At 61.5% G+C, this 22,379-nt stretch carries 21 protein-coding genes; 9 read left to right on the top strand and 12 right to left on the bottom strand.

Annotated elements, in window-relative coordinates; all coding sequences use genetic code 11:
• Positions 1-193: 193 nt before the first annotated feature.
• The 8 genes from R3175_RS16405 to R3175_RS16440 all read right to left on the bottom strand — a co-directional run bounded on the left by R3175_RS16405 (position 194) and on the right by R3175_RS16440 (position 11,680).
• On the bottom strand, positions 194-919 hold the full coding sequence (locus R3175_RS16405) for a HAMP domain-containing sensor histidine kinase (RefSeq protein ID WP_318945411.1): 726 nt from the start codon (positions 917-919) through the stop codon (positions 194-196).
• Positions 912-2,555: a tetratricopeptide repeat protein gene (locus tag R3175_RS16410; protein WP_318945412.1), complete on the bottom strand. Its 1,644-nt coding sequence runs from the start codon at positions 2,553-2,555 to the stop codon at positions 912-914. Before R3175_RS16410 ends, R3175_RS16405 begins: the two co-directional genes overlap by 8 nt.
• A complete protein-coding gene (locus tag R3175_RS16415; RefSeq protein WP_318945413.1) occupies positions 2,555-6,073 on the bottom strand; it encodes a PAS domain-containing hybrid sensor histidine kinase/response regulator in 3,519 nt (1,172 codons plus the stop codon). Before R3175_RS16415 ends, R3175_RS16410 begins: the two co-directional genes overlap by 1 nt.
• Positions 6,074-6,175: 102 nt before the next feature.
• On the bottom strand, positions 6,176-6,679 hold the full coding sequence (locus R3175_RS16420) for a hypothetical protein (RefSeq protein ID WP_318945414.1): 504 nt from the start codon (positions 6,677-6,679) through the stop codon (positions 6,176-6,178).
• A gap of 98 nt (positions 6,680-6,777) precedes the next feature.
• A complete protein-coding gene (locus R3175_RS16425) occupies positions 6,778-8,544 on the bottom strand; it encodes a sodium:solute symporter family protein (protein ID WP_318945415.1) in 1,767 nt (588 codons plus the stop codon).
• A gap of 5 nt (positions 8,545-8,549) precedes the next feature.
• Positions 8,550-8,813, bottom strand: a complete 264-nt coding sequence (locus R3175_RS16430) for a DUF4212 domain-containing protein (RefSeq protein WP_318945416.1) — start codon at positions 8,811-8,813, stop codon at positions 8,550-8,552.
• 186 nt (positions 8,814-8,999) lie between these two features.
• Positions 9,000-9,707, bottom strand: coding sequence for a 3'-5' exonuclease (locus R3175_RS16435; protein ID WP_318945417.1), 708 nt, complete (start codon positions 9,705-9,707; stop codon positions 9,000-9,002).
• Positions 9,708-9,766: 59 nt separating this feature from the next.
• Positions 9,767-11,680: a putative nucleotidyltransferase substrate binding domain-containing protein gene (locus tag R3175_RS16440; protein ID WP_318945418.1), complete on the bottom strand. Its 1,914-nt coding sequence runs from the start codon at positions 11,678-11,680 to the stop codon at positions 9,767-9,769.
• Positions 11,681-11,844: 164 nt separating this feature from the next.
• Between R3175_RS16440 and smrA the strand changes: the two genes are divergently transcribed.
• The 8 genes from smrA (at position 11,845) to R3175_RS16480 (ending at position 18,610) form a co-directional block, all read left to right on the top strand.
• Positions 11,845-12,426 carry a DNA endonuclease SmrA gene (gene smrA, locus R3175_RS16445; RefSeq protein WP_318945419.1) on the top strand — a complete coding sequence of 194 codons (582 nt, stop codon included), beginning with the start codon at positions 11,845-11,847 and terminating at the stop codon, positions 12,424-12,426.
• A gap of 64 nt (positions 12,427-12,490) precedes the next feature.
• Entirely contained in the window at positions 12,491-12,682 is a 192-nt protein-coding gene (locus R3175_RS16450; protein ID WP_318945420.1) for a hypothetical protein, read from the top strand.
• A gap of 69 nt (positions 12,683-12,751) precedes the next feature.
• The gene (locus tag R3175_RS16455) at positions 12,752-13,219 is read left to right on the top strand and encodes a (2Fe-2S)-binding protein (RefSeq protein WP_318945421.1); all 468 of its coding nucleotides are present in this window, start codon (positions 12,752-12,754) and stop codon (positions 13,217-13,219) included.
• Between the two features lies 1 nt (position 13,220).
• Entirely contained in the window at positions 13,221-15,428 is a 2,208-nt protein-coding gene (locus R3175_RS16460) for a xanthine dehydrogenase family protein molybdopterin-binding subunit (protein WP_318945422.1), read from the top strand.
• Positions 15,429-15,546: 118 nt separating this feature from the next.
• The gene (locus tag R3175_RS16465) at positions 15,547-16,188 is read left to right on the top strand and encodes a methylthioribulose 1-phosphate dehydratase (RefSeq protein ID WP_318945423.1); all 642 of its coding nucleotides are present in this window, start codon (positions 15,547-15,549) and stop codon (positions 16,186-16,188) included.
• Positions 16,185-16,742: a cupin gene (locus R3175_RS16470; protein ID WP_318945424.1), complete on the top strand. Its 558-nt coding sequence runs from the start codon at positions 16,185-16,187 to the stop codon at positions 16,740-16,742. Before R3175_RS16465 ends, R3175_RS16470 begins: the two co-directional genes overlap by 4 nt.
• Positions 16,742-17,434 (top strand): acireductone synthase, encoded by a 693-nt coding sequence (mtnC, locus tag R3175_RS16475; RefSeq protein WP_318945425.1) that lies wholly within the window; start codon positions 16,742-16,744, stop codon positions 17,432-17,434. The genes R3175_RS16470 and mtnC overlap by 1 nt, the downstream gene beginning before the upstream one ends.
• 111 nt (positions 17,435-17,545) lie before the next feature.
• Positions 17,546-18,610, top strand: coding sequence for a DUF3080 family protein (locus tag R3175_RS16480; protein WP_318945426.1), 1,065 nt, complete (start codon positions 17,546-17,548; stop codon positions 18,608-18,610).
• Between the two features lie 31 nt (positions 18,611-18,641).
• Here the strand turns inward: R3175_RS16480 and R3175_RS16485 are convergent, their stop codons facing one another.
• From R3175_RS16485 to arsC, 4 genes are read right to left on the bottom strand one after another with little or no spacing between them, the layout of a single operon-like run.
• Positions 18,642-20,423, bottom strand: a complete 1,782-nt coding sequence (locus R3175_RS16485) for a GspE/PulE family protein (protein ID WP_318945427.1) — start codon at positions 20,421-20,423, stop codon at positions 18,642-18,644.
• Positions 20,424-20,436: 13 nt separating this feature from the next.
• Entirely contained in the window at positions 20,437-20,814 is a 378-nt protein-coding gene (locus tag R3175_RS16490) for a DUF2069 domain-containing protein (protein ID WP_318945428.1), read from the bottom strand.
• A gap of 3 nt (positions 20,815-20,817) precedes the next feature.
• On the bottom strand, positions 20,818-21,429 hold the full coding sequence (gene wrbA / locus R3175_RS16495; protein ID WP_318945429.1) for an NAD(P)H:quinone oxidoreductase: 612 nt from the start codon (positions 21,427-21,429) through the stop codon (positions 20,818-20,820).
• A 21-nt stretch (positions 21,430-21,450) separates the two neighbouring features.
• The gene (gene arsC, locus R3175_RS16500; RefSeq protein WP_318945430.1) at positions 21,451-21,804 is read right to left on the bottom strand and encodes an arsenate reductase (glutaredoxin); all 354 of its coding nucleotides are present in this window, start codon (positions 21,802-21,804) and stop codon (positions 21,451-21,453) included.
• A gap of 84 nt (positions 21,805-21,888) precedes the next feature.
• Here arsC and R3175_RS16505 point away from each other — a divergent pair, with 84 nt between their 5' ends.
• Positions 21,889-22,353 carry a TlpA disulfide reductase family protein gene (locus tag R3175_RS16505; protein WP_318945431.1) on the top strand — a complete coding sequence of 155 codons (465 nt, stop codon included), beginning with the start codon at positions 21,889-21,891 and terminating at the stop codon, positions 22,351-22,353.
• Positions 22,354-22,379 lie beyond the last annotated feature (26 nt).

Here is a 22,379-nt window from a genome sequence, read left to right on the forward strand (position 1 = left end):
CGGTGCTGGGGTTTTTTATTAGCCCAACAAAAAGGGACCTACGGGAGTGTGCGACCCGGTGCCCGCTGGGCAGCCGAAGCACCGCTTCGGCAGGGGAGCACGCGCGGACCGTCCCCGGTCCGCTCCGGGTCATCGTCCCAGCGCTCAGCACTGGCGCTGCCGGCCTACTCCCCAAACGCTACCATCACGTTGCCTAAGGCAACCAAATCTCAAATACCCCACCTTGTAACGCTCCGCCGTTATGCACCCGAATATATCCCTGCCGCTCGCCGTTTTTGTGAAGTTGGGCAACCGATGCGGCAAAAAACAGGCCCAGGCTGGTGCTGCCGGTGTTGAAATCCAGCGATTTGAAGCTGATTGGGCCGTGTTTGTGCATGTGTGCGGGATAACCCTCGCCATCGTCTTCGACGCCAATGACCAGATAGCCGTCTTCTTCTCTGGCCGTTAATCTCAGTCGTTTGTGACTGTAGCGTATGGCGTTGTTGATGGTGTTGTTCAATACGCCGGTCAGTAGATCGTCGTCAAAAAAACCATTCAGGGCATCGGCATCGATATCGTAGTCGATATTATGACCGGACAGCAGTGGCTGGTGCCTGGCCAGTTGCTGACTGAGAAAATCCGGTACGAAATGTTCCTCGATGTGTGCCGATAGGGTCTGCTCGCCCAGTCGGTAGATTCCCAGCAGCTGGATAAGGTCGCTGTGAACCCGTTCCGCTTCGTATTGCAGCGTATTGAAGCTTCTGGATTCCGATAAGGTTTCGCCGTGGGAAGTGCGTAGATCGTCGAGCGAGTTCAGAAGCATGCCCAGGGAGTTCTTCATATCATGGACCGCCGAGGCGAGCACCATGGAAAAATCAATGGGGTGTTCGCCGCCGTCGGGCTGGTGGTGGTCTTGCTGCGTTGGCTGGGAATCAGGCATGCTTCAGGGCCTCCAGTTTCTTCTTCAGAGCCAGGTAACGCCGGTGTTGGCGATGCTGTTCAGGGAGTTCTGCCAGTGCTTTCAGGTGGGTTTCACAGTCTCGAAGGATGCTTGGATCCGGCTGGTCGGCGTGCATGCGCATGAGCACCTGAACCAGGTTCAGGTTCAGCGCGGCGTGGGACGGCACAATGGTCAAGGCCTGCCTGAAAGCATCGGCTGCCTCGCTCAGATTGCCACCCTCGAACGCCTTGATGCCGGTTCGATTGCAGTCCCGTGCCTGCAATTTCTGACGATAGCTCACCGGTTCGTCCAACAGGTTCTCGATCTGCTGGAGCACCTCATTGTCTTGCTCGTGTTTCTCGGCGAGCCTGGCGAGAAGGTGTTTGGCTTCCCCGGCACGGCCCAATCGGAACAGGGTCTTGGCGTACTCGATGCCGGTGTCCGCAGACAGGCTGATGGGATCTTCCAGGTCCGCTGCAACCGATTGCAGGCATTTTTCCGCCTCGGCGGTCTTGCCCTGTCCCAGGTTGACGCGAGACTGAACCAGTCGGCTGCGGATGGTAATCTCCGGTGTCTCGGCAAAACGCTTTTCCATTTTACCGAGCATGGACAAGGCCTCGTCAGCGTGCTTCTTACCGGCCTCGCTGTTGTCGCCCTCGCTCAGGTCGCACAGGCTGCGCCCTAGTTCGAGGTAGTGGTCAGCACTGTCGTGAATGGAGTGAGCCCCCAGCTGGACGGTTTTACGCCAGGCATCCGAGGCTGATTCGATGTCCTGGTTAGACTGGGCGATCTCGGCCAGATGTTTCTGGCGCAACAGGGCATGGGGGGAAAGCTCGGTGGCCTTTTGCAGGGTATTTTGTGCCTGGGACAGCTTACCCTGCTGAAACTGGGCCTCAGCCAGCAGGTCGTAGCCTTCGATGTAATCCGGATGGTCCGTTATCAGCGCCTTCAGGGTGGCAATCGCCTCATCGAACTGCCGTTCGGCCAGCAATACCTTGCCTTTGCCCAGTCGGGCCCAGGACAGGTCTCGCTGGGAGAGGACCTCCTCGTAGATCTTGCGGGCATGGCTGAAGTCGCCTACCTGCTGGTACAGGTCCGCCAGTGTCTTCAATAGCCAGGTCTTGTACTTGGGCTGTTTGGGCAGCGCCTGGACACACAGTGCAATCGCCTCCGGATAGTTCTCCAAGTCGATGGCACGGTTGATCGGCAACAGGGCCCGGCGCTGCTCCACCAGGCTGCCGAGCCGTTTTTCCAGCATCGCCCGATTGATCGGTTTAGTCAGGTAGGCATCCGGTTGATACTCCCTCGCCCCCATCACCATTTCCTTCGAGGTTTCGGCGGTGACCATGAGAAACAGCGACGTCCGTTTGAGTAGTTTCTTATGTCGGAGTTCTTCCAGGATATGCTGGCCGTTCTTGCCCTCGCCAAGGTTGTAATCGCACAGCACCACATCGAAGTGCTCGTAGGTGCAGCGCTGAATCGCCGCGCCGCCACTGGCGGCAATTTCGATGTGCTCGGCACCGAAGGTCCTGAGCATTTGACGCATGGACAGGCGAAAGCTGTCGAAGTCGTCGACGATCAGGTAACGCAGTTTCTTGAACAGGTTCTGGTGACCGTTGTGTGTGGAGGTTTCCATTAGGATCGTCTTTGTTTCAGTAATTTGTTGACCAGGGCTCGCAAGGCTGCGGGTTTAACCGGCTTGTACAGTACCTGATAGCCTCGCTGCAAGGCCTCTTCCTTGACCTCTGCGCCTAGATAGCCGGTGATCAGAATGCCGGGCAGGTCGGGGCTTGCCGTTCGGCGGATGGCGTCCATGGCATCGAGTCCGTTCTTGTCGTCATCGAGTTGGTAGTCGGCAAGGATGATGTCTGGTTCCTCTCCGTCCAGTTTAGCAAGCGCCTCGTCAAGGCTTCCCGCCGCAGTCACCCGGCACTGCCAGTTGGTCAGCAGTGCCTGCATGCCCTGAAGAATCTTGGCATCATTATCGATACACAGTACATGCAGATCCTGCAAGTTGGAGACGCTGCGGGAGGCCCGTTTGGGGTCCGGCTGAGTCTGTCTTACCGCTTTGGCCGCGGCCATGGGGACGGTGATGCTAAACACGCTGCCCCGGCCCTGCACCGAGTGGACGTGCACAGGATGATTGAGCATGCCGCTGATACGGTCGACGATGGCCAGCCCAAGGCCGAGTCCCTTCTTGTCCTGGCCATGTTGAAGGCGCTTGAACTCCTCGAAGATGTGGGCTAACTGGTCCTTTGGAATGCCGGGCCCGGTATCCCAGACCTCGATCCGCAAATAGCCCTTCAGTCGGCGGCAGCCCAGGAGGATTCGACCGCTCGGTGTGTATCGAATGGCATTGGACAGCAGGTTTTGAACAACCCGACGCAGTAATTTGGCGTCCGAGGTCACCCAGGCCGAACTCTTGACCACATCCAACTTGAGCCCCTGGTCCTCGGCAATGGCCGAGAATTCCGTGGCCAGGTTGCGTAACATGTCGTCGATGGGGAATCGGCTGATCTTCGGTTCCAGGGCGCCGGCGTCCAGTTTCGAGATATCCAGCAGGGTACTGATGATCTCCTCCGCAGCGCCCAGGGAACTGTCAATGTGCTCGACCAGTTCGGCGGTTTCCGGATCGTGGGCCTTACCCGACAGCGCCGAGGTGAACAGGCGTGCGGCGTTCAAGGGCTGCAGCAGGTCGTGGCTGGCGGAAGCCAGGAAACGGGTTTTACTCTGGTTTGCCTGCTCCGCTGTGGATTTGGCCTTCAACATCTGTTCGTTGATCACCTGGAGCTCCTGGGTCCGCTCCTTGACCCGCTGTTCCAGGTAAATGTTGGTTTCTTTCAGGGCCCGCTCGGTGCGGCGCATGGCGGTGATGTCCTGGAAAGTGGTGACATAACCACCGCCAGGAATCGGACTGCCATCGATCTTGATCACCGTGCCATCCGGGCGGTGACGCTCATAGGATACCCGCTCCCCCTTGCGCATGCTTTCACAGCGTTTCTGGATGATTTCATCGATCTTTCGCGCCGGCAGGTTCGAACTGGTCAGGTTGAACCGCATCATGTCTTCGATGGGCCGACCGACTCGGACAAATCCCCTCGGGTAGGAGAACAGTTCCAGGTAGTGGTGATTCCATACCACCAACTGCTGCTGGTGATTGACCACCGATACCCCGAGACTGATGTTTTCGATCGCGGACTGCAGCAGCTCCCGGCTGAAGGCCATCGCCTGGGAGGCCTCGTCGACAATGCTGACCACATCCTCGATCTGCATGTCGCGACCGGTGAGGGTGGACTCCAGCACAACCCTGGCGGTGGAGGCGCCAATCACGGATGCCAATTGGCGTTCGATGTATTTCATCAGGTGGGAGGAGGCCGGCCGCTGGGGCGACAGCCGAATCGCATTACGGCGTTCGTAATTGCGGAACAGCGCCTCGGCCCGCTCCTCGCCCATAAACCGGTCAGCCAAGGCGTGAAGATCGGCGGTCAGTACCTCTCCCTCCCAGGCCTGTTGCTGGGGCGTTTCAGCCCGCGGCTGGGGGTCGTGGAAAAACGAGGCAATCTGGATTTTTTCCCGCACCCGCTGCCGGGTCAGCAGTGACAGCGCCACATAAGTCAGGGTATTGATCCCCAGGCTCCAGACGATGCCATGACTCACACTGTCCAGCTCCATTCCCAGCAGGGCGGTCGGCCGGGTCCAGGTCAGCCCCCAGAGCCCTTGCTGAACCAGGGTGTCGTTGAGCCAACCGGTGGAGGCCAGGGCCGGAATCAGCATGGTATAGATCCACATCAGGAATCCGGCCACCAGTCCCCAGAAGGCACCGGTATGATTGCCCTGGCGCCATAGGATGCCCCCCACCAGCGCGGGGCCGAACTGGGCGGCGGCCACGAAAGACAGCAATCCAAAGGCGGTCAGGCTGTATTGTTCGCTGGCCAGGCGATAGAAGCCGTAGGCGGTAAACAGCACGACAAAGATCGCCACCCGGCGGATGCTGAGCAGCAAGCGGCTGAGATCGTCGCGGCGATTCATGCGGGGCCGGAAGAACCGAAGCAGGGCCGGCATCACGATCTCATTGCTGATCATGGTGGCAATGGCCACCGAGCACACAATTACCATGGCCGCCGCCGCAGAGCCGCCGCCGAGGAAGACCAGAATGGCGAGCCAGTGTTCTCCGGCCAGGATGGGCAGGCTGAGAATCAGGGTGTCTGGATTCAACTCCTGGCCGCCAGGCAGGAGCATGCCGGCGGCCGCAATGGGGATCACGAAGGCGCTGGCAATCACCAGGTAGGCGGGCATGGCCCAGCGGGCCACCTCGAAGTCCCGGTGATCGGTGTTCTCCACCACCATCACGTGGAACTGCCGGGGCAGGCAGACAATTGCGAGCATCCCGATCAGGGTCTGGGTAATGAACGCGGTGGCGTTGAACTCCCCGGTGGTGAGGGTCGTGATCAAGTCGGCGGCACGGGCCGCCTCGAACAGCTCGCCGTAGCCGCTGTAGAGGCCGTAGCCAACGAACAGTCCCACGGCGACGAAGGCAACCAGCTTGATCACCGACTCAAACGCCACTGCCTGAATCATGCCCCGGTGGTGCTCGGTGGACTCCAGGTGTCGGGTACCGAACAGCACGGTAAAGATGGCCAGCACCAGTGTGATGTACCAGGCCGAGTCGGTCCAGGCAGGTTGATAGGGCGCACTGTGGGCCACCTCGGTATTTGCCAGGATATTGAAGCCCATGGCAATCGCCTTCAACTGAAGCGAGATGTAGGGGACGCTGCCGACCAGTGCCACGATGGCAATCAGCGCCGCCAGCGACTGGGATTTGCCGTACCGGGAAGCGATGAAATCGGCGATGGAGGTACTGTTGTTTCGTTTGCTGATGTAAATGATGCGACGGAGCAGCGGCGCACCAAACAGGAACACCAGCAGGGGGCCAAGGTAAATGGGGAAGAAGCCAATGCCTTCCTGGGTCGCTCGCCCTACCGCACCGTAAAACGTCCAGGACGTGAAGTACACCGCCAGGGAGAGGGCGTAGATGTGGGTTCTGGCAATGCGTTTACGGTACAACGCCGGGTGTCGGTCACCGGCCCAGGCGATGGCAAACAACAGGGAGATGTAGGCGATGGAAATGAGAACTAACAGCCAGCCGCTGAGCATAGTGGCGAAATCGTTACCCTTCGAAATGAAATCAGGCCGGCCCCGCGGAATCGTCGCTCCGCCAATTGGGGGCCGGGGTCGGGGGAATCCCTGGACAACTCCTCAATAACAGGCAGCGATGAACAGGCGATTGCTGTCCGCCAGACTGCGTAACTGATCCACCTGTGGGGTGCCATCCTCATTGAGAGGCACCAGTTCCTGGGTGGAGCAGTTCAGCAAGTGAACCTGTTTCGATACCGCATCAGTATAGGACTGTTCGAAACGGTAAAGGTAAAACATGTGCACATTGCGGTCGTTGCTGGTGGATTCGATGCTGTCGCTATCCAGCACGGTAAAACTCATCACCTGGGGCATGAGGTAGGTCCAGGGGCGCCAGGGCACTTGCTTCTCCTCCTTGCCAACCACAATGGCTTCCGGCGGTAACTGGGAAACCTTGTGTTCAAACCAGGTGTATTCCCCATAGATCAGGTAGCCCAGCATCCCCAGTCCGCCAAACACCGGTATGATCCACCTCGGTGCTTTCTTGCGGCTCAGCGCACGAATCCCCAAAGCGATGCCCGCCGCACCCAGTCCGCAGAACACCGTGGCAATAAAAGTCCAGAACATAGCAATTTCCTTAACAAAAACGGGCCTCCTCAGAAAGAGGAAGCCCGTTTCGAGTCTACCTTAACAGATCAAACTCTGTATCGGCTCAGCATTATTGCTCAGTGGTCGGCGGCGCTGCCAGCCCCGCGGGGGTAACGAACGCTTTCCACCAATTCCTGGATCTCCTCGGGCGGCTGCTCGGTGACGGAAGAGACACCGAAGGCCACCACGAAGTTGATCAGGGCGCCCACCGCACCGATGGACAGCGGGGAGATACCCAGCACCCAGTTGGCCGGAATGTCCTCCAGGTTGTTGGTGCCCGGAATAAACAGCCAGCCCTTGTACACGAAGATGTAGACCAGCGTGAAACCGAGGCCGGCCAGCATGCCGGTGATGGCGCCAGTGTTGTTCACCCGCTTGGAGAAGATTCCCATCATCAGTGCCGGGAACAGGGAGGCCGCCGCGATACCAAAGGCCAGCGCGACCACCTGTGCCGCAAACCCGGGCGGGTTGGCCCCGAGGTAGGTGGCGACCACAATGGCCACCGCCATCGAAATCCGCGCGGCCAACAGTTCCCCCTTATCCGTGATGTTGGGGTTGATCGCCCCTTTGATCAGGTCGTGGCTCACCGCCGACGATATTGCCAGTAACAACCCGGCCGCGGTGGAGAGCGCCGCCGCCAGACCGCCGGCGGCGATCAACCCGATGACCCAACTGGGCAGGTTGGCAATTTCCGGATTGGCCAGCACCAGGATATCCCGGTTCACCACCAGCTCATTGCCATTCCAGCCCCGTGACTCGGCTTCCGCCTGGAACGCCTCGGTATCGTTGTAAAGCTGGATGCGGCCATCGTTGTTCTTGTCCTCGTACTGAATCAGACCGGTGACTTCCCATTCGCGCACCCAGTTTGGGCGCTCGTCGTATTCGATGGGGGCCGCCGCGGTGCCATCCGGGTAGATGGTGGTCATCAGATTGAGGCGGGCCATGGAAGCCACCGCCGGTGCGGTCAGGTAGAGCAGGGCGATGAACACCAGTGCCCAACCGGCGGACCAGCGTGCATCGGCCACCTTCGGCACCGTGAAGAAGCGAATGATGACGTGGGGCAGACCGGCGGTACCGATCATCAGGGACAGGGTGAACAGCACCATGTTCAACTTGTTGTCCACGTCGTCCGTGTAGGAGTTAAAGCCCAGCTCCGTGATGACCTGGTTCAACTTTTCCAGCAGCGGGACTCCAGAGTCGGCATGGGTGGAGAACAGGCCCAGCGGGGGTACCGGATTGCCGGTCAGCTGCAGCGAGATGAAGATTGCCGGAATGGTGTAGGCGATGATCAACACGCAGTACTGGGCCACCTGGGTGTAAGTGATGCCCTTCATGCCACCGAGCACCGCGTACACGAAGACCACGATGGCGGCGATGATCAGACCCATGGTGGCATCGACTTCCAGGAAGCGGGAGAAGGCCACACCGGCCCCCGCCATCTGACCGATGACGTAGGTCACCGAAGCCACGATCAGGCAAACGACCGCCACCAGTCGTGCGCTCTTGCTGTAGAAACGGTCACCGATGAACTCCGGTACGGTGAATTTGCCGAATTTACGCAGGTAGGGCGCCAGCAGCATCGCCAGCAGCACGTAACCGCCGGTCCAGCCCATCAGGAAGGTGGAGTTGGCGTATCCGCCGGCGGCAATCAGGCCCGCCATGGAAATGAACGACGCGGCCGACATCCAGTCCGCACCGATGGCCATACCATTGGTGATCGGGTGGACGCCACCACCGGCGACATAGAAATCCTTGGTGCTACCGGCCTTGGCCCAGATGGCAATCAGGATGTAGAGGAGGAAGGATCCCCCGACGAAAATCAGGTTAACGGCAAATTGGCTCATTGGGCTTACTCCTCATGCACGCCGAATTTTTCATCGATCTTGTTCATACGCCAGGCGTAGTGGAAGATCAGCGCAATGAAGGTAAGGATTGAGCCCTGCTGGGCAAACCAGAAACCGAGGTCGGTGCCACCGAGGTGGATACCGGCAAGCATCGGTCGCAACAGTATGGCGAAGCCGTACGACACCAGCGCCCAGACAATCAGGCTGCCGACGATTAATCGCAGGTTCGCTTTCCAGTAGTTTTCAGAATCGTAGCTATGACCAGACATAACAGCACTCCTATTTGTTGTTGTAGGTACGTGTTATTCGAGAAGAGCCAAAATTTTGTGCAGAGAGCTTTGTCGTTGTGTGCTTCTCCGACTGCTGTCCTATTCGACTGTACTCGTCAATGGGGAATTGGATATTGGCAAAAGGTCTAAAAGCACGGAACGGAAAACTTCCATGGTGGAAGGTAGTTAGAGTCGTTTTAGAGAGTTCAGGCGGCGAACGTCACGAAGTTTACCGGTAAGTTCCGACAACGTGTTAATGCCGGTCTTATGGGCCCGATTCAGGGCGATGAGGGTCAGCTCGGCGGTGAGCAGGGCGTCGGCAGCGGCGTGGTGGCGGGCGCTGCAGGCCAGGCCAAACAGTTCTGCCCAGTTGTCCAGGCCCTTGCCTCCGGGCTTGGCATCCGGATACAGCGCCGGCATCAGTTCCGCCACATCCAGCCAGGTATGGGACTGGCCGTAACCCAGGTGCTGGCGCAGGGCCTTCTCCAGGAACTTCTTGTCGAAGGCGGCGTGGTAGGCAAGGATCGGGTCGCCGTTCATCCACTCCAACAGGTGCAGCAGCGCTTCCTCCGTCTCATGCCCCTTGGTGAGTGCTTCGGGGCCGATGCCGTGGATCAGGACTGTTTCGCTGATGTCCAGCTCCGGCCTTCGCAGGATCAGGTCGAACTGGTCGTTCAGCGGAATCTGGTGTCGGTCGATGGCGACCGCACCGATGGCGATCACCTCGTCCCTGGCCGGATTCAGGCCCGTGGTTTCGAGATCAAGCACGATCAGCCTCAAGTCCGCCAGATGCTGCCCCGCCGGCGTCTTGGGGGCCGGTAGGTGTTTCAGATCGTGGTGTTCGGTGCGGCCCACCAGAGTCCGATCCAGCCAGGCCCGAACGCGGTCAAGCATGGTCGGCTCCGCGCCGGTGGCGGGAGTTGGGAAAACCGTGTTGCCGATTCATGGCCCCCTCACAGCTGGTAGGTGATTTCGAGCTTTTGCTGCAGCCGCTGGGCCTGGCGGAAAGACTCCCGCAGGATGCGCCGGTCCAGCGGGTTGAGGTCGTCCGGGTCGATGTAGTTGGACAGTGCTCGGTCTTGCTGGAGTTGCTCCTGGTGCGCCCGCATCCGGATGGCCTGGATCAGGCTGTAGGCCTCCTTCCAGGCATTGGCGTCCTTGCGGTCAAAAACGCCTTTATCCGCCAGACAATCCATCCGCTCCAGGGTATTGGCGGTTTCAACCCCATGGGCCAGCGCAAACACCCGTACCGATTCCACAAACGGCGACAGGCCCTGGCGTTTCAGGTCCAGGGTATGGGGTTTGCCGTCCGGGGCATAACGGAAGCCCCGGAACAGGTTGAGCGGCGGCCGCCGGTTCAGGGCGTTCTCCGCCAGCATTTTCTGGAACAGGGCGTTGGCGCGAATCCGCCCCAGAACCCGGTCCAGCAACCGGTCCAACGGTTCCGTGGGGCCGAATACCGCCCGCATGTCCAGGAAGATCGACGAGTACACCAGGTTCTGGGGCGTGGACGCCTCGATGAACCGCAGGAACCAGTCGTCCCACTCATCACCGGTCAGGCACAGCTTCGGGTTGCTGGCCATGATGTTGCCTTTGCACCAGGTGAACCCACACTCGGCCAGTTCGTGGTTGACCGTTTCCGCAAAGGGCAGCAGGCGCTCGCGCACCTGGTCTTCGGTCATGCCGTCGGGGATCTGGAACAGGATGCCGTTGTCCTGGTCGGTCAACAGCGTCTGTTCCCGTCGTCCCTCACTGCCAAACGTCAGCCAGGTGAAGGGAATGCCCGGGTCGTGGTGGTGCAGGTTGAGTTCCAGTACGCGCCGCACCGTGACGTCATTCAGGGTGGTGATGAATTTCACGACCTGGCCCGAATCGGCGCCATGGGCGAGCATGGAGTCCACCAGTCGCGACACCTCGCTGCGCAGGCTCACCAGGGTTCGCAGGTGGGTTGCGGTGCCGATGGTCCGTGCCAGGTGAACCAGATCCACCCGCTGGAGGGAGAACAGGTCCCGCTCGGAGACCACACCGATCAGTTGGTCGTCCGCGTCTTTCACGCACAGGTGGGCGAAGTGGTGCTCCGCCATCAGCATGGCCGCCTCGAAAGCGTCGGCGGTGACCGGCAGACAGCAGGGGTTGGGCGTCATCACCTGGCCCACGGGGGCGTCCAGGGACGCACTGCTCTCCGCCACCACCGTGCGCAGGTCCCGCAGGGTGAAGATGCCCACCGGATGGCGGTGATCATCAGTGACGATGATACTGCCAACACTGTTGTCGTGCATGCGAGCCACCGCCTTGCGAATGGGGGTATCCGGCGAGCAGACGATCGGGTTGCGCAGCGCGTACCGCTCCAGCGGCGTGTCCAGGGAACTGCCGTGTCCGATGGATGCCATGGCCCCCGACTGAATGCGCTGATTCACCTGGTCCAGCAGGCTGCTCACGCCGCGCAGGCAGAAATCCCGAAAGGTATCACTGTCGGCGAACAGGGTAACGAAGGCGTCGTGCTCCAGGATCAGGCAGAAGGTGTCACCGCTGGCGCGGTGCAGGGTCCGGGTCGGGCGCTCGCCAATCAGCGCAGCGAGGGGGAAACATTCGCCCTGGCTGATCTCGAAGGTGGTTTCCGCCTCTCCGTTGCGGTCATTGATGCGCTCCCCCCTGACCCGCCCCTGCTTCACCACGTAGAAGCGCTTTGCCACGCCATCGTCTGGCGAGATGACCACCTCGTTGTCGGCGTAGAATTGCAGGGCGGCGTGTTCGGCGAAATGGGCGAGGTGGGCATCGTCCATGCTGGAAAACGGGGCATGCTCGCGCAGAAACCCCATGATTGCACGGGTATTCTGGGGCCGCTCACGGTCCGGGATGTTGGCCATGTTGATGTCCGGGGTTGTTACTGAATTGGTTGTCAGTGTAGACCAGCGGCCTACCGGGCGTGGTTTGGGCTTTGGTCGTATTCTCGAGTCTCCCCGGGGCTGCTTTATAGCCTTGGGAACCGGTGGTAAAGTGCGACTGAAACAGGCTGTTTACGGTTATTGGTATGACCACGAAAGAAGAACGGCTCAGCTTCCTGGAGGAAATGGAAGGTGTTCGCCGTATTCGCCGGTCCAATCGCGCCGATGTGAAAAAGCCGCGGGAACTGACCCCCGGGCATCTTGAGCGCCAACGGGCGGCCCTGGCCAAGCCGGCTCTGGATCGCAATCCTTTGACGGCGGACGTGGTCGATCCACTCACCGCCCACGACATCCTGAGCTGGCAGCGTCCCGGTATTCAACACGGCGTGTTCAAGAAGCTGCGTTTGGGACAGTACCCCATCGAGGCGCGCCTGGACCTGCACCGCATGACCGTCGAGGAAGCCCGGCGTGAGGTGTACGGGTTTGTTCAGGATTGCGCTCGCTACGGCTTGCGTTCGGTGATCATCCTGCACGGCAAGGGAGAGCGGAACCCCGACGGTATTGCCCAACTGAAGAGCTATCTCGCCAAATGGTTGCCCGAGCTGGATGACGTACTGGCCTTCCATTCGGCCCAGAAGCATCATGGTGGCACCGGGGCTGTCTATGTGATGATCCGCAAGGGCGAGCGGCAGAAACAGGCGAACCGGGAGCGGCATGGCAGTCGATAACCGCTGGTCGCCGGTGATAGTCGTCCACCCCATTCATTTCCATTGGTAAGTTGGAGCTCAGCAAGTGAAGAAACTCGCGTTGACCCTGTGTGTGCTTTCGGCAATGGCCGGATGCAAGGATCGTGTCATCTGGGACGATAACGGTGTCCTCGACAATTCAACCCAGAACCGTGAAGTCTGGAACAGCAACGGCAGACTGGATAACGGCGAGCGCACCATCTGGCGCAATGGCGAGGGCGAGGACGTGATCAAGTAACGCTCGTTTTTTCTTATGCCATACTACTCCACCATTGGCCCCCCATAACAACAAACAGGAGAGAGCACGGTGGCTATAACCCTGACGGTAAATGGCAATCAGCATACGGTTGAGATTGAAGACGACACCCCATTGCTGTGGGTCATCCGCGATGAAATTGGACTCAAAGGCACCAAGTTTGGCTGCGGTCGCGCCTTGTGCGGTGCCTGCACCGTCCACTTGAACGGCAACCCGGTCCGTTCCTGCTCCACGCCGGTGAGCGTCGCGGATGGTCAATCGATCACGACCATCGAAGGACTGTCCGATGGTGATACCCTGCATCGGCTGCAGCAGGCCTGGATTGACCATGGGGTTCCCCAGTGCGGCTATTGCCAGTCCGGTCAGTTGATGACCGCCGCGCACCTGCTCTCCTACAACCCGACCCCAAGCGACGATGAGATCAACGCCGCCCTGAGTGGCAATCTTTGCCGGTGCGGGACGTACTCGAACATCGTCGCGGCCGTCAAATCAGTGGCCGATGCGGCGGAGGGAGCGTGACATGGGCATGAATCGACGCGACTTCCTCAAGGTATCCGTTGCCAGCTCCGGTGGCTTGCTGTTGTCCCTGAATCTGGCGGGGTGTTCCGGCATCCGGACCGGATATCAGGAGGACAGTGGCAGCTGGCGTCCCGACGCCTGGTTGGAGATTGGCCGGGACAACCAGATTTATTTCACCCTTGCCCGCGTCGAGATGGGGCAAGGGACCTACAGTGGCCTGACCACCTTGATTGCCGAGGAGTTGGAGGTTGCCCCCGCAGCAATCCAGCCCCGTTTTGCGCCGGTGGCCAGGGAGTACCGCAACCCCTTGTACAAACTGCAGCTCACCGGCGGCAGCACCAGCCTGGCGACCAGCTGGCAGCCGCTGAGGGTGGCCGGGGCCTCGGCCAGGATCGTATTGATCAAGGCCGCGGCGCGGGTGTGGCAGGTGCCGGCAGAGGACTGTCGCGCCCGGGATGGCCGGATATGGCACCCCAACGGTGAGGATTCGCTCACCTATGGCCAGCTGGTGGAGCTGGCTGCCGGGGAGTCGGCGCCCGATGAACCGCCGCTCAAGTCCCCGGACCAGTGGCGCTATATCGGTAAGGGCCGAGGCCGCCTGGACAGCCGGGCCAAGGTGACCGGCACTGCCGAATACGGCATCGACGTGGAACTGCCGGGTATGGTCTACGGGGTGGTGACCCGACCACCCCGCTATGGCGCCCGGGTGGACAGCTTCGATGCGAGGGAGGCGAAGGCCATGCCCGGGGTCATCGACGTCTTCGCCATAGAACGGGGCGTGGCGGTGGTCGCCGACAAGTACTGGCGGGCACGCAAGGCCCTGGAGACGGTTGCGGTGCAGTGGGACAACGCCGACGCCCTGAACGTGTCGAGCGAATCGGTAATGGACTTCTACCGCCAGGCGGCCGACGATGATGCAGGGGAAGAGGAACGAGGCGATGGCGATGTGGCGAGGGCGATCGAGTCGGCCGACCGGGTCATCGAAGCCAGCTACGAGCAGCCTTACCTGGCCCACGCCACCCTGGAACCGATGAATGCGACGGCCGTCTACCATGACCGTGGCATGGAAGTCTGGGCGCCGACCCAGGCCCCGGATCTGGGCCGGATTGCGGCGGCCCGGGTAACCGACCTGTCACCGGACGAGGTGACCATTCACACCACCTTTCTCGGCGGCGGCTTTGGCCGGCGCCTGACCCAGGACTTCATCGAAGAGGCGGCGGCCATTGCCTACCGGGTTCGCCGGCCGGTGAAGCTGATCTGGTCCCGGGAAGACGATACCCGTCACGACCTCTACCGACCGGCCATGCTGCATCGCCTGAAGGCGAGCCTGGCGGACGGTCGGGTCACCGGCTGGCAGCACCAGCTGGTCGGGCCTCAAATTCTGGACTGGTACGTTCGCAATGCGGCGCCGGCCCAGTATCCCTGGGCGCCAAAATTCCTCTATGGCACCCTCGGCAGCGTGGGCCTGGCCGCGGAAGGGATCATCACCCCCAAGGACATGTCCGCCATTGAAGGGGCCGTCGACTATCCCTATCGGGTGGACAACGTCGAAGTTCGCCATACCCACGCCGATCCTGGGGTACCGGTTACCTGGTGGCGGTCGGTGGGTCATTCTCACAACGCCTTCGCCGTGGAAACCTTCATGGACGAGATCGCCCACCAACTGGGCCAGGATCCCTACGGTTTCCGGCGTGACCTGATCCAGCACGAGCCTCGCCACCTGGCGGTGCTGGAGCGGGCCGCCGAGCTGGGGGACTGGGGGCAGCCGCTGCCATCGGGGCGGGCACGGGGCATCGCCCTGCACCGCAGTTTTGGCACCTACGTTGCCCAGGTGGTGGAGGCTAGTGTCGACAATGGCGAGATTCGCGTGCACCGGGTGGCCTGTGCGGTGGATTGTGGCCAGGTGGTCAATCCGGACATCGTGCGGGACCAGATCGAAAGCGGGGTGATCTTCGGCCTCACGGCCGCGCTTTACGGCCACATCACCTTCGAAGACGGCGCGGTCCGGGAGAGCAATTTCCACGACTACCAGCTGCTGCGCACCCAGCAGCGGCCGGTGGTGGACATTGCCATCGTCGAGAGTGAGGAGGCGCCCACCGGCGTTGGTGAACCCGGCGTGCCGCCGGTGATACCGGCCCTCGGCAACGCCTTGTTTGCGCTCACCGGCAAACGCCAGCGCAGCCTGCCCCTGACAGCCCGGCCGGCCTGAGGCACTGCGATCCTGGCCCAGCGCACCCGGGGGATCCGGGCCCGGCGGTCTTTGCCGGCGCCCCGGAGCCCCCTATAATATCGGGATCCATTCCCATCCGAGTGTCAGGGGACCTCCATTGATCGCCGCTTCCCAGTTTGATGTCAACCGTTTTGCCGTCGCCGCCCAGTCCATCGTGGAGGCGGGGCGGTTCCTCTATGGGCAGGGCTGGTCGCCCGCCACCAGCAGCAACTATTCCGCCCGTATCGATGAACGCCACATCGCCATCACCGTCTCCGGCCGGCACAAGGGCCAGCTCCGCACCGACGACGTGATGGTGGTGGATACCGACGGCCGCGCGGTGCAGAGCCAGTGCCGTTCCTCCGCCGAGACCCTGCTGCACACCGTGGTGTACCAGCGGCTGCCCGAGGTTGGGGCGGTGCTGCACACCCACTCGGTGAAGGCCACGGTACTCAGTCGACTGTTGCCGGCCGGTGACCCCCTGGTGCTGTCCGGATACGAGTTGCAGAAGGCGTTTCCGGGGTGTGACACCCATGAGTCCACCCTGACGGTCCCGGTGTTTGACAATACCCAGGACATGGATCAACTGTCTGCGGACACACGCCGGTGGCTGGCGGATAACCCGCAGCAGCCCGGTTATCTGATTCGGGGCCATGGCCTGTACACCTGGGGAGAGACCATGGCCGACTGCCTGCGCCATGTGGAAGCGTTTGAATTTCTGTTTGAGTGTGAACTGGAAACCATGAGAGTAAGTCGATGACTACCCTGAGTATTTTTTCCCAAAATGCCCCCGGCGTTGCCCAGACTGTCACCGAGGACGCTGGCGAGATCCAGCGACTGCTGGCGGAGCAGGGGGTGCGCTTCGAGCAATGGCCGACCCGTGACCTGCCGGCGGACGCCAGCCAGGAGGACATACTGGAGGCCTACGCGGCCGAGGTCGCCAACCTGAAAGCGGAGTGTGGCTTCCAGACCGCGGACGTGGTCAGCCTGAATCCGGACAACCCCCAGAAGGAGGCCTTCCGGCAGAAGTTCCTCGACGAGCACACCCACAGTGAGGATGAAGTGCGGTTCTTTGTGCGAGGACAGGGGCTTTTCTATCTGCATTTCGGGGAGGCGGTCTATGCGGTTCTGTGCCAGAAGAATGACCTGATCAGCGTGCCCGACGGTACCCGTCACTGGTTCGATATGGGGCCGGAACCGGAATTCACCTGTATCCGCCTGTTCTCGAATCCGGACGGCTGGGTTGCCGAGTTCACCGGCAATGACATTGCTTCGGCGGTGCCCCGTTACGAGCAACTGGCGGGAGTGGCCTGATGATACGGGTTATTCTCACCGACATTGAAGGCACCACCAGCTCCATCAGTTTCGTGCACCAGGTGCTGTTTCCCTATTCCGCCGAGCATCTCGAACGCTTCATCCGGGAAGGCTACGACGACAGCCTGGAGATCCGGGAGCAGCTGGATGCAGTCGCCGAGCGCTCCGGTATACCGGCGGACGACGTTGACGGCCTGATCGAGGTATTGCTGCGCTGGATTCAGGAGGATCGCAAGGAAACCCCGCTCAAGGCCCTGCAGGGTATGTTGTGGGAGCAGGGCTATGAACAGGGTGCCTTCAAGGGCCACGTTTACGAGGACGCCGCCCAGTACCTGAAGCGCTGGCACGACCGTGGCCTGCGCCTGTACGTCTACTCCTCCGGTTCGGTCAAGGCGCAGAAGCTGATTTTCGGCTTCAGCGAGGCCGGCGATCTGACGCCTTTCTTCAGTGGTTACTTCGATACCCGGGTAGGGGCCAAGCGGGAGAGTGAGTCCTACCGGAATATCCTGGCTGAACTGGGTGTGGAGCCGGAAACCGTTTTGTTCCTGTCGGATGTCGAAGCGGAACTGGAGGCTGCCGAAGCTGCTGGTATGCGGACGGCCTGGCTGGTTCGCGATGGCAGCCATCCGGATTCTGAACGAAAAATTATGCGCAACTTCGAGGACGTGGATACACTGTTAAGGAGTTTCTGAATAACTCCGGGCCTTCTTTGGCTTTCAGTGCGCGCCGAGGCGGTTCGGAGTTGTTCGGCGACTCCCTGAGCAATCAGTGCCCGTGGTAACCAGCCGTTGATGGAGTGCTCGATGGGACAGCTTCGGCCCCTGCTGTTCGGATCCTCCCTGGTGGTGATCGCCCTGATCCTGGCGGGGTGTGATCCGTTCGCCCAACCCGATTCCATGATGGATGAGTATGTCGAGCGGGTAGGGCGGGTGATGGAGCGCTCCCCGGAGCTGCAACCAGTGCCCAGTGGCGAACGGATGCCGCAGCGCCGGCAACGGCGACTGGCCATGCCGGCGCTGGACATGGACATGCTGGATTTCCTGTCGCTGTATGGCTGTGAACTGCAGTATGTGGTGGGGGAACGCAATTCGGTGATGGGGCGGGTGATGCAACCACTGAACCGGTTGCGTTATGAACTCCGCTTTATTCGCGCCGCGCGGGATTGTCTCCCGGCAATCGAACAGCCGGCTCTGCGTCGCAGTATCGAGCAGGCCATCGCCAGCAAGGTGGAGGCCTTGCCCATCGCGGCGTGGAACGCCACCTGGGGCACCGAAGAAATCGAGTCGCTGCTGACCCTCTCGAAAGGGCCGCTTCCCACGGAACTGCCGTCGGACCAGGCACGCGTGCTGGCAGGGGATATGCAGCACTTCAACGACATGCTGGCGGCGGTGTTTGCCGGCGATCATTCCCTGACCCTGGAGTACGCTGGCCCAATCCAGCAGCGCTGGGAGTCCCAGCACCTGGCGGGGCAACTGTTCCTCAGCGCCCATCTGCTGACCGCCCGGCTCGGGGACGCCACCCGGCTGCTGCAAACCCGGCTGAATGGCCGGCCCCTGTGTCTGGACAACAAGCCCAACATCCACTCCAAACGGATGGAAGGGGTTCTGTACAACGTTTACTCAGCGAAAGTGCAGCCCTACCTGGCCCAGGTCCGCCAGGTTCGGGATGACCTGATTCCCCCGCTGGCGCGCATGGCCGAGCTCCAGTCCGGCACCATGCCGGCCAACTTCCTGCACTGGTATCGGGAGTATCTGGTCATAGAGAATCCGGCGGGGCTGTGGGGACGCCTGGACTCGGCGATGAAACGGCACACCGAGAGCTGGCAGCGGTTGCTGGCGCAGTGCGGGCTGGGTGTCCCGTCCGGTTAATTGGTGAACCGGCAGCGCGCCACCGGCGGGGTCAGCGCTGACTCTCCGGGGTGACCCGCAGTATTTCCTCGATGGTGGTCTGGCCCGCAGCCACCTTCTGGGCACCGCTGAGCCTGAGCGACTTCATACCACGCCGATAGGCATCCCGCCGCAGCTGTTCCAGTTCACACTGGTCGGTGATCTGCGCCCGCAGCTCGCTATCGAGCTGCAGGATCTCGTAAACGCCGGCCCTGCCCAGGTAACCGGTGTTGCGGCATTCCAGACAACCGGTGGGCTGGTACACCTGTTCCGGGGCAGCGGCCTTCCACGGTTTGGTCAAGCTGCGCCAGGCCTGCTCGTCCAATGGCCGGGGGGCCTTGCAATGGGGGCAGAGGGTGCGCACCAGACGCTGGGCCATCACCCCCAGCACCGTGGCGCGAATCAGGTACGGGGGAATGCCCAGTTCCAGCATCCGGGTGATGGCACTGGGGGCGTCGTTGGTGTGCAGGGTAGAGAGCACCAGATGGCCGGTCAGGGCCGCTTGTACCGCCATTTCCGCGGTCTCCAGGTCCCGGATCTCGCCAATCATGATGATGTCCGGGTCCTGGCGCAGCAAGGCGCGGACGCTGGCCGCGAAGGTCAGGTCGATGTTGGCCTGCACCTGCATCTGGTTGAAGGCCGGCTCCACCATCTCAATGGGATCTTCGATGGTGCAGATGTTGACCTCGGAAGAAGCCAGCTGCTTCAGCGTGGAGTACAGGGTGGTGGTCTTGCCCGAGCCCGTGGGACCGGTGACCAGTACGATGCCGTGGGGGCGATGGGTGATGTCCTGCCAGCGTTCCCGGTCCTCCCGGGAGAAGCCGAGTTGCTCGAAGGACTGCAGCAGCACCTCTGGGTCGAAGATCCGCAGCACCATCTTTTCGCCGAATGCCGTTGGCATGGTGGCCAGGCGCAGCTCGATCTCGCTGTTGTCGGGCTTGCGGGTCTTGATGCGGCCGTCCTGGGGGCGACGTTTCTCGGCTACGTTAAGACGGCCGAGAATCTTCAGGCGGCTGGTGACTGCCACCCCCACCTGGTCGGGGAACTCGTAGACATTGTGGAGCACACCGTCGATACGGAACCGAATCTGGCTGACGCCGCGGCGGGGCTCGATGTGAATGTCGCTGGCCCGCTGCTCGAAGGCGTACTGCAGCAGCCAGTCGACAATCTTCACCACGTGCTGATCGTTGGCATCGGGATGCTCGTTGCTGCCCAGGTCCAGCAATTGCTCGAAGTTCTGGATGCCCGCGGTGCCACTGCCCTGGTCGCCGCTGGCCTTGGAGACCGAGCTGGCGAGCTGGTAGAACTCGACGGTAAACCGACGGATATCCTCCGGGTTGGCCACCACCCGTTTGATGTCCTTTTGCAGGGCATGGCGCAAGTTACCCTCCCACTCGTCCTTGAACGGTTCCGCGCTGGCGATCACCACCTGCTGCGGGCCGATCTCCACCGCCAGGATGTTGTGCCGCTGGGCAAAACCGTAGGACATCACCCGGGCAATGGCGGGGGCATCGATCTTGAGGGGGTCAATGTGGTAGTAAGGCTGCCCGCTCCAGTCGGCCAGCCAGTGGGTCAGCTGCTCCAGGCCCAGGTTGCGGCCGGTACGCTGGCTCTTGAGGCCGGACATCGCCACCAGTTCCAGCGGGTGCCGGTGGCGATGATCAGCGCCGAGGTTGGCCGTCAGCACCCGTTCCGCGTCTTCCTGGGGGATCTCGCCGCTGTTGACCAGGGCGGTGCAGATGTCCCTCAGGGTCAGGGTGGTGTGGTGCGGCATTGGGGGGCGGGTGTCGACCATCGGCTCGTGTTCCTTACTCGGTGGCGGGAGTCGCGGCGGGCTGCCGACGGTTCACCTTGAGATGAACCATGGCGGTGGTGAACAGCCCGAAGGTCGCAATTGTGAGGGCCAGCGGCCCGAGTGCGCCTTCCGTCAGCCAGGCGCTGACCACATAACGGGTGAAGTAGAACAGCACGATAAAGCTGAGCCAGATGTAGGCCCGGTTGCTGCCCTTCCAGACCGCTACCACGAACGGCAGCAGTGGCAACAGCTTGACGCCCAGCATCAGGGGGATGGAGACGCCTGCTATCGGGGCCGGGTAGAACGTGGTCAGGATCAATCCGACGATTACCGCCAGATAGAACGCAAACGTCAGGTGGGCGGTGATGCGGGCCTTGGGTGTATGCAGCATGATTCAGTCCTGTGGGGCCAGTTTGAGCGCCAGCGTCGCCAGGCGTTCGCCAAAGCTCTGGCAGATGGTTTTTTCGTGGTCGCTCAGCGGTTGCTGCTCGTCGCTGCCAGCCCAATGGGACGGGCCATAGGGCGTACCGCCGCCGCGGGTCTCGTTCAGTGCCTTTTCCGAGTAAGGCACGCCGCACACCACCATGCCATGGTGGAGCAGCGGCAGCATCATGGTCAGCAGGGTGGTCTCCTGGCCACCGTGCAGGCTGCCGGTGGAGGTGAAGGCGCCGGCCGGCTTGCCGCTGAGGGCGCCGCTGAGCCAGAGATCGCCGGTGTTGTCGAGGAAGTGCTTGAGTGGGGCCGCCATGTTGCCGAATCTTGTGGGGCTGCCGAGCACCAGGCCGGCGCACCCCGCCAGGTCCTCCTTGGTGGCATAGGGGGCGCCGTTGTCGGGCACCGCGGGCAGGCTTGATTCGGTATCCGGTGACACCGGCGGCACGGTACGCAGCCGCGCTTCTATGCCGGTGCAGCGGGCGATGCCGCGGCCAATCTGGTTGGCCATTTCCGCAGTCTGGCCGGTCCGGCTGTAGAAGAGCACCAGCACGTAGGGCTGTGATGAAGGCATACCAAGGCTCCGGCTGGCGGCTTACAGCAAGTCCAGGACGTTCTCCGGCGGCCGGCCAAGCACGGCCTTGCCCTTGCGGATCACGATGGGGCGTTCGATCAGTTTGGGATTGTCGACCATGGCCTGGATCAGGGCGTCCCGTCCCAGGGCCGGGTCTGCCAGGTTAAGCTCCTTATACAGGCTTTCCTTGGTGCGCATCAGTTCCCGCGGTTCCAGATGGAGCAGCTGCAGGATGTCGGAAAGCTCTTCGGCGCTTGGCGGCGTATCCAGGTAACGTATAATCTCCGGCTGGACGCCGTTTTCCTCGAGCAGGGCCAGGGTCTGGCGGGATTTTGAACAGCGCGGATTGTGGAAAATTCGGGTCGGTTCTGTCATGGTTCTCTGTCTTTCCTGAGCCATCTTACGCTCCCGGTGTCGGGAGGATTGCTTTGGGCAGGTAGTCTAACAGGAGGCCCGGTTTTGCAGTACCCCGTTACCCTACATCTGTTCGCCCTGATCCGGCGCCCCATTGCGGTTGTGGCGCTGCTGCTGGCTGGGTGCAGCCAGACAGAGCTGCCAACGGCGAGCGGTACGCCGGTGGTCTGGGAACAACTGCGCGGAGAGTGGGTGCTGGTCAACTACTGGGCTGAGTGGTGCAAACCCTGCCTGCAGGAGATTCCGGAGCTCAATGCGCTGGATCGTGCCGCCGACGTTTCCGTGTTGGGGGTCAACTTCGACGGGGTGTCGGTGCCGGCCCTGAACGACCTGCGCGAGAGGATGGGGATCGAGTTCACCCTGTTGACCCGGGATCCGGGCCCGGATTTCGGCTGGCAGCTGCCCATGGCGCTGCCGGCAACGTTTGTTGTCACGCCCGAGGGTGACCTGCTCGAAGCCCGCTTCGGCCCCCAGACCGAGGCCCAGCTGCGCGAGCTGATGAGTCGCTAGCAACGCCCCGGTTTTTTTACCAATAC

It is taken from the genome of Marinobacter sp., from assembly GCF_033722735.1.
Taxonomy (GTDB): domain Bacteria; phylum Pseudomonadota; class Gammaproteobacteria; order Pseudomonadales; family Oleiphilaceae; genus Marinobacter.

What these genes read in the sequence shown, in the direction of transcription:
- R3175_RS16415 (WP_318945413.1), bottom strand. Translation starts at nt 6,073, where the DNA reads ATGCTCAGCGGCTGGCTGTTAGTTCTCATTTCCATCGCCTACATCTCC.
- smrA (WP_318945419.1), top strand. Translation starts at nt 11,845, where the DNA reads ATGACCACGAAAGAAGAACGGCTCAGCTTCCTGGAGGAAATGGAAGGT.
- R3175_RS16485 (WP_318945427.1), bottom strand. Translation starts at nt 20,423, where the DNA reads ATGGTCGACACCCGCCCCCCAATGCCGCACCACACCACCCTGACCCTG.
- R3175_RS16420 (WP_318945414.1), bottom strand. Translation starts at nt 6,679, where the DNA reads ATGTTCTGGACTTTTATTGCCACGGTGTTCTGCGGACTGGGTGCGGCG.
- R3175_RS16480 (WP_318945426.1), top strand. Translation starts at nt 17,546, where the DNA reads ATGGGACAGCTTCGGCCCCTGCTGTTCGGATCCTCCCTGGTGGTGATC.
- R3175_RS16425 (WP_318945415.1), bottom strand. Translation starts at nt 8,544, where the DNA reads ATGAGCCAATTTGCCGTTAACCTGATTTTCGTCGGGGGATCCTTCCTC.
- R3175_RS16490 (WP_318945428.1), bottom strand. Translation starts at nt 20,814, where the DNA reads ATGCTGCATACACCCAAGGCCCGCATCACCGCCCACCTGACGTTTGCG.
- R3175_RS16470 (WP_318945424.1), top strand. Translation starts at nt 16,185, where the DNA reads ATGACTACCCTGAGTATTTTTTCCCAAAATGCCCCCGGCGTTGCCCAG.
- R3175_RS16410 (WP_318945412.1), bottom strand. Translation starts at nt 2,555, where the DNA reads ATGGAAACCTCCACACACAACGGTCACCAGAACCTGTTCAAGAAACTG.
- arsC (WP_318945430.1), bottom strand. Translation starts at nt 21,804, where the DNA reads ATGACAGAACCGACCCGAATTTTCCACAATCCGCGCTGTTCAAAATCC.
- R3175_RS16435 (WP_318945417.1), bottom strand. Translation starts at nt 9,707, where the DNA reads ATGCTTGACCGCGTTCGGGCCTGGCTGGATCGGACTCTGGTGGGCCGC.
- wrbA (WP_318945429.1), bottom strand. Translation starts at nt 21,429, where the DNA reads ATGCCTTCATCACAGCCCTACGTGCTGGTGCTCTTCTACAGCCGGACC.
- R3175_RS16405 (WP_318945411.1), bottom strand. Translation starts at nt 919, where the DNA reads ATGCCTGATTCCCAGCCAACGCAGCAAGACCACCACCAGCCCGACGGC.
- R3175_RS16460 (WP_318945422.1), top strand. Translation starts at nt 13,221, where the DNA reads ATGGGCATGAATCGACGCGACTTCCTCAAGGTATCCGTTGCCAGCTCC.
- R3175_RS16440 (WP_318945418.1), bottom strand. Translation starts at nt 11,680, where the DNA reads ATGGCCAACATCCCGGACCGTGAGCGGCCCCAGAATACCCGTGCAATC.
- R3175_RS16430 (WP_318945416.1), bottom strand. Translation starts at nt 8,813, where the DNA reads ATGTCTGGTCATAGCTACGATTCTGAAAACTACTGGAAAGCGAACCTG.
- mtnC (WP_318945425.1), top strand. Translation starts at nt 16,742, where the DNA reads ATGATACGGGTTATTCTCACCGACATTGAAGGCACCACCAGCTCCATC.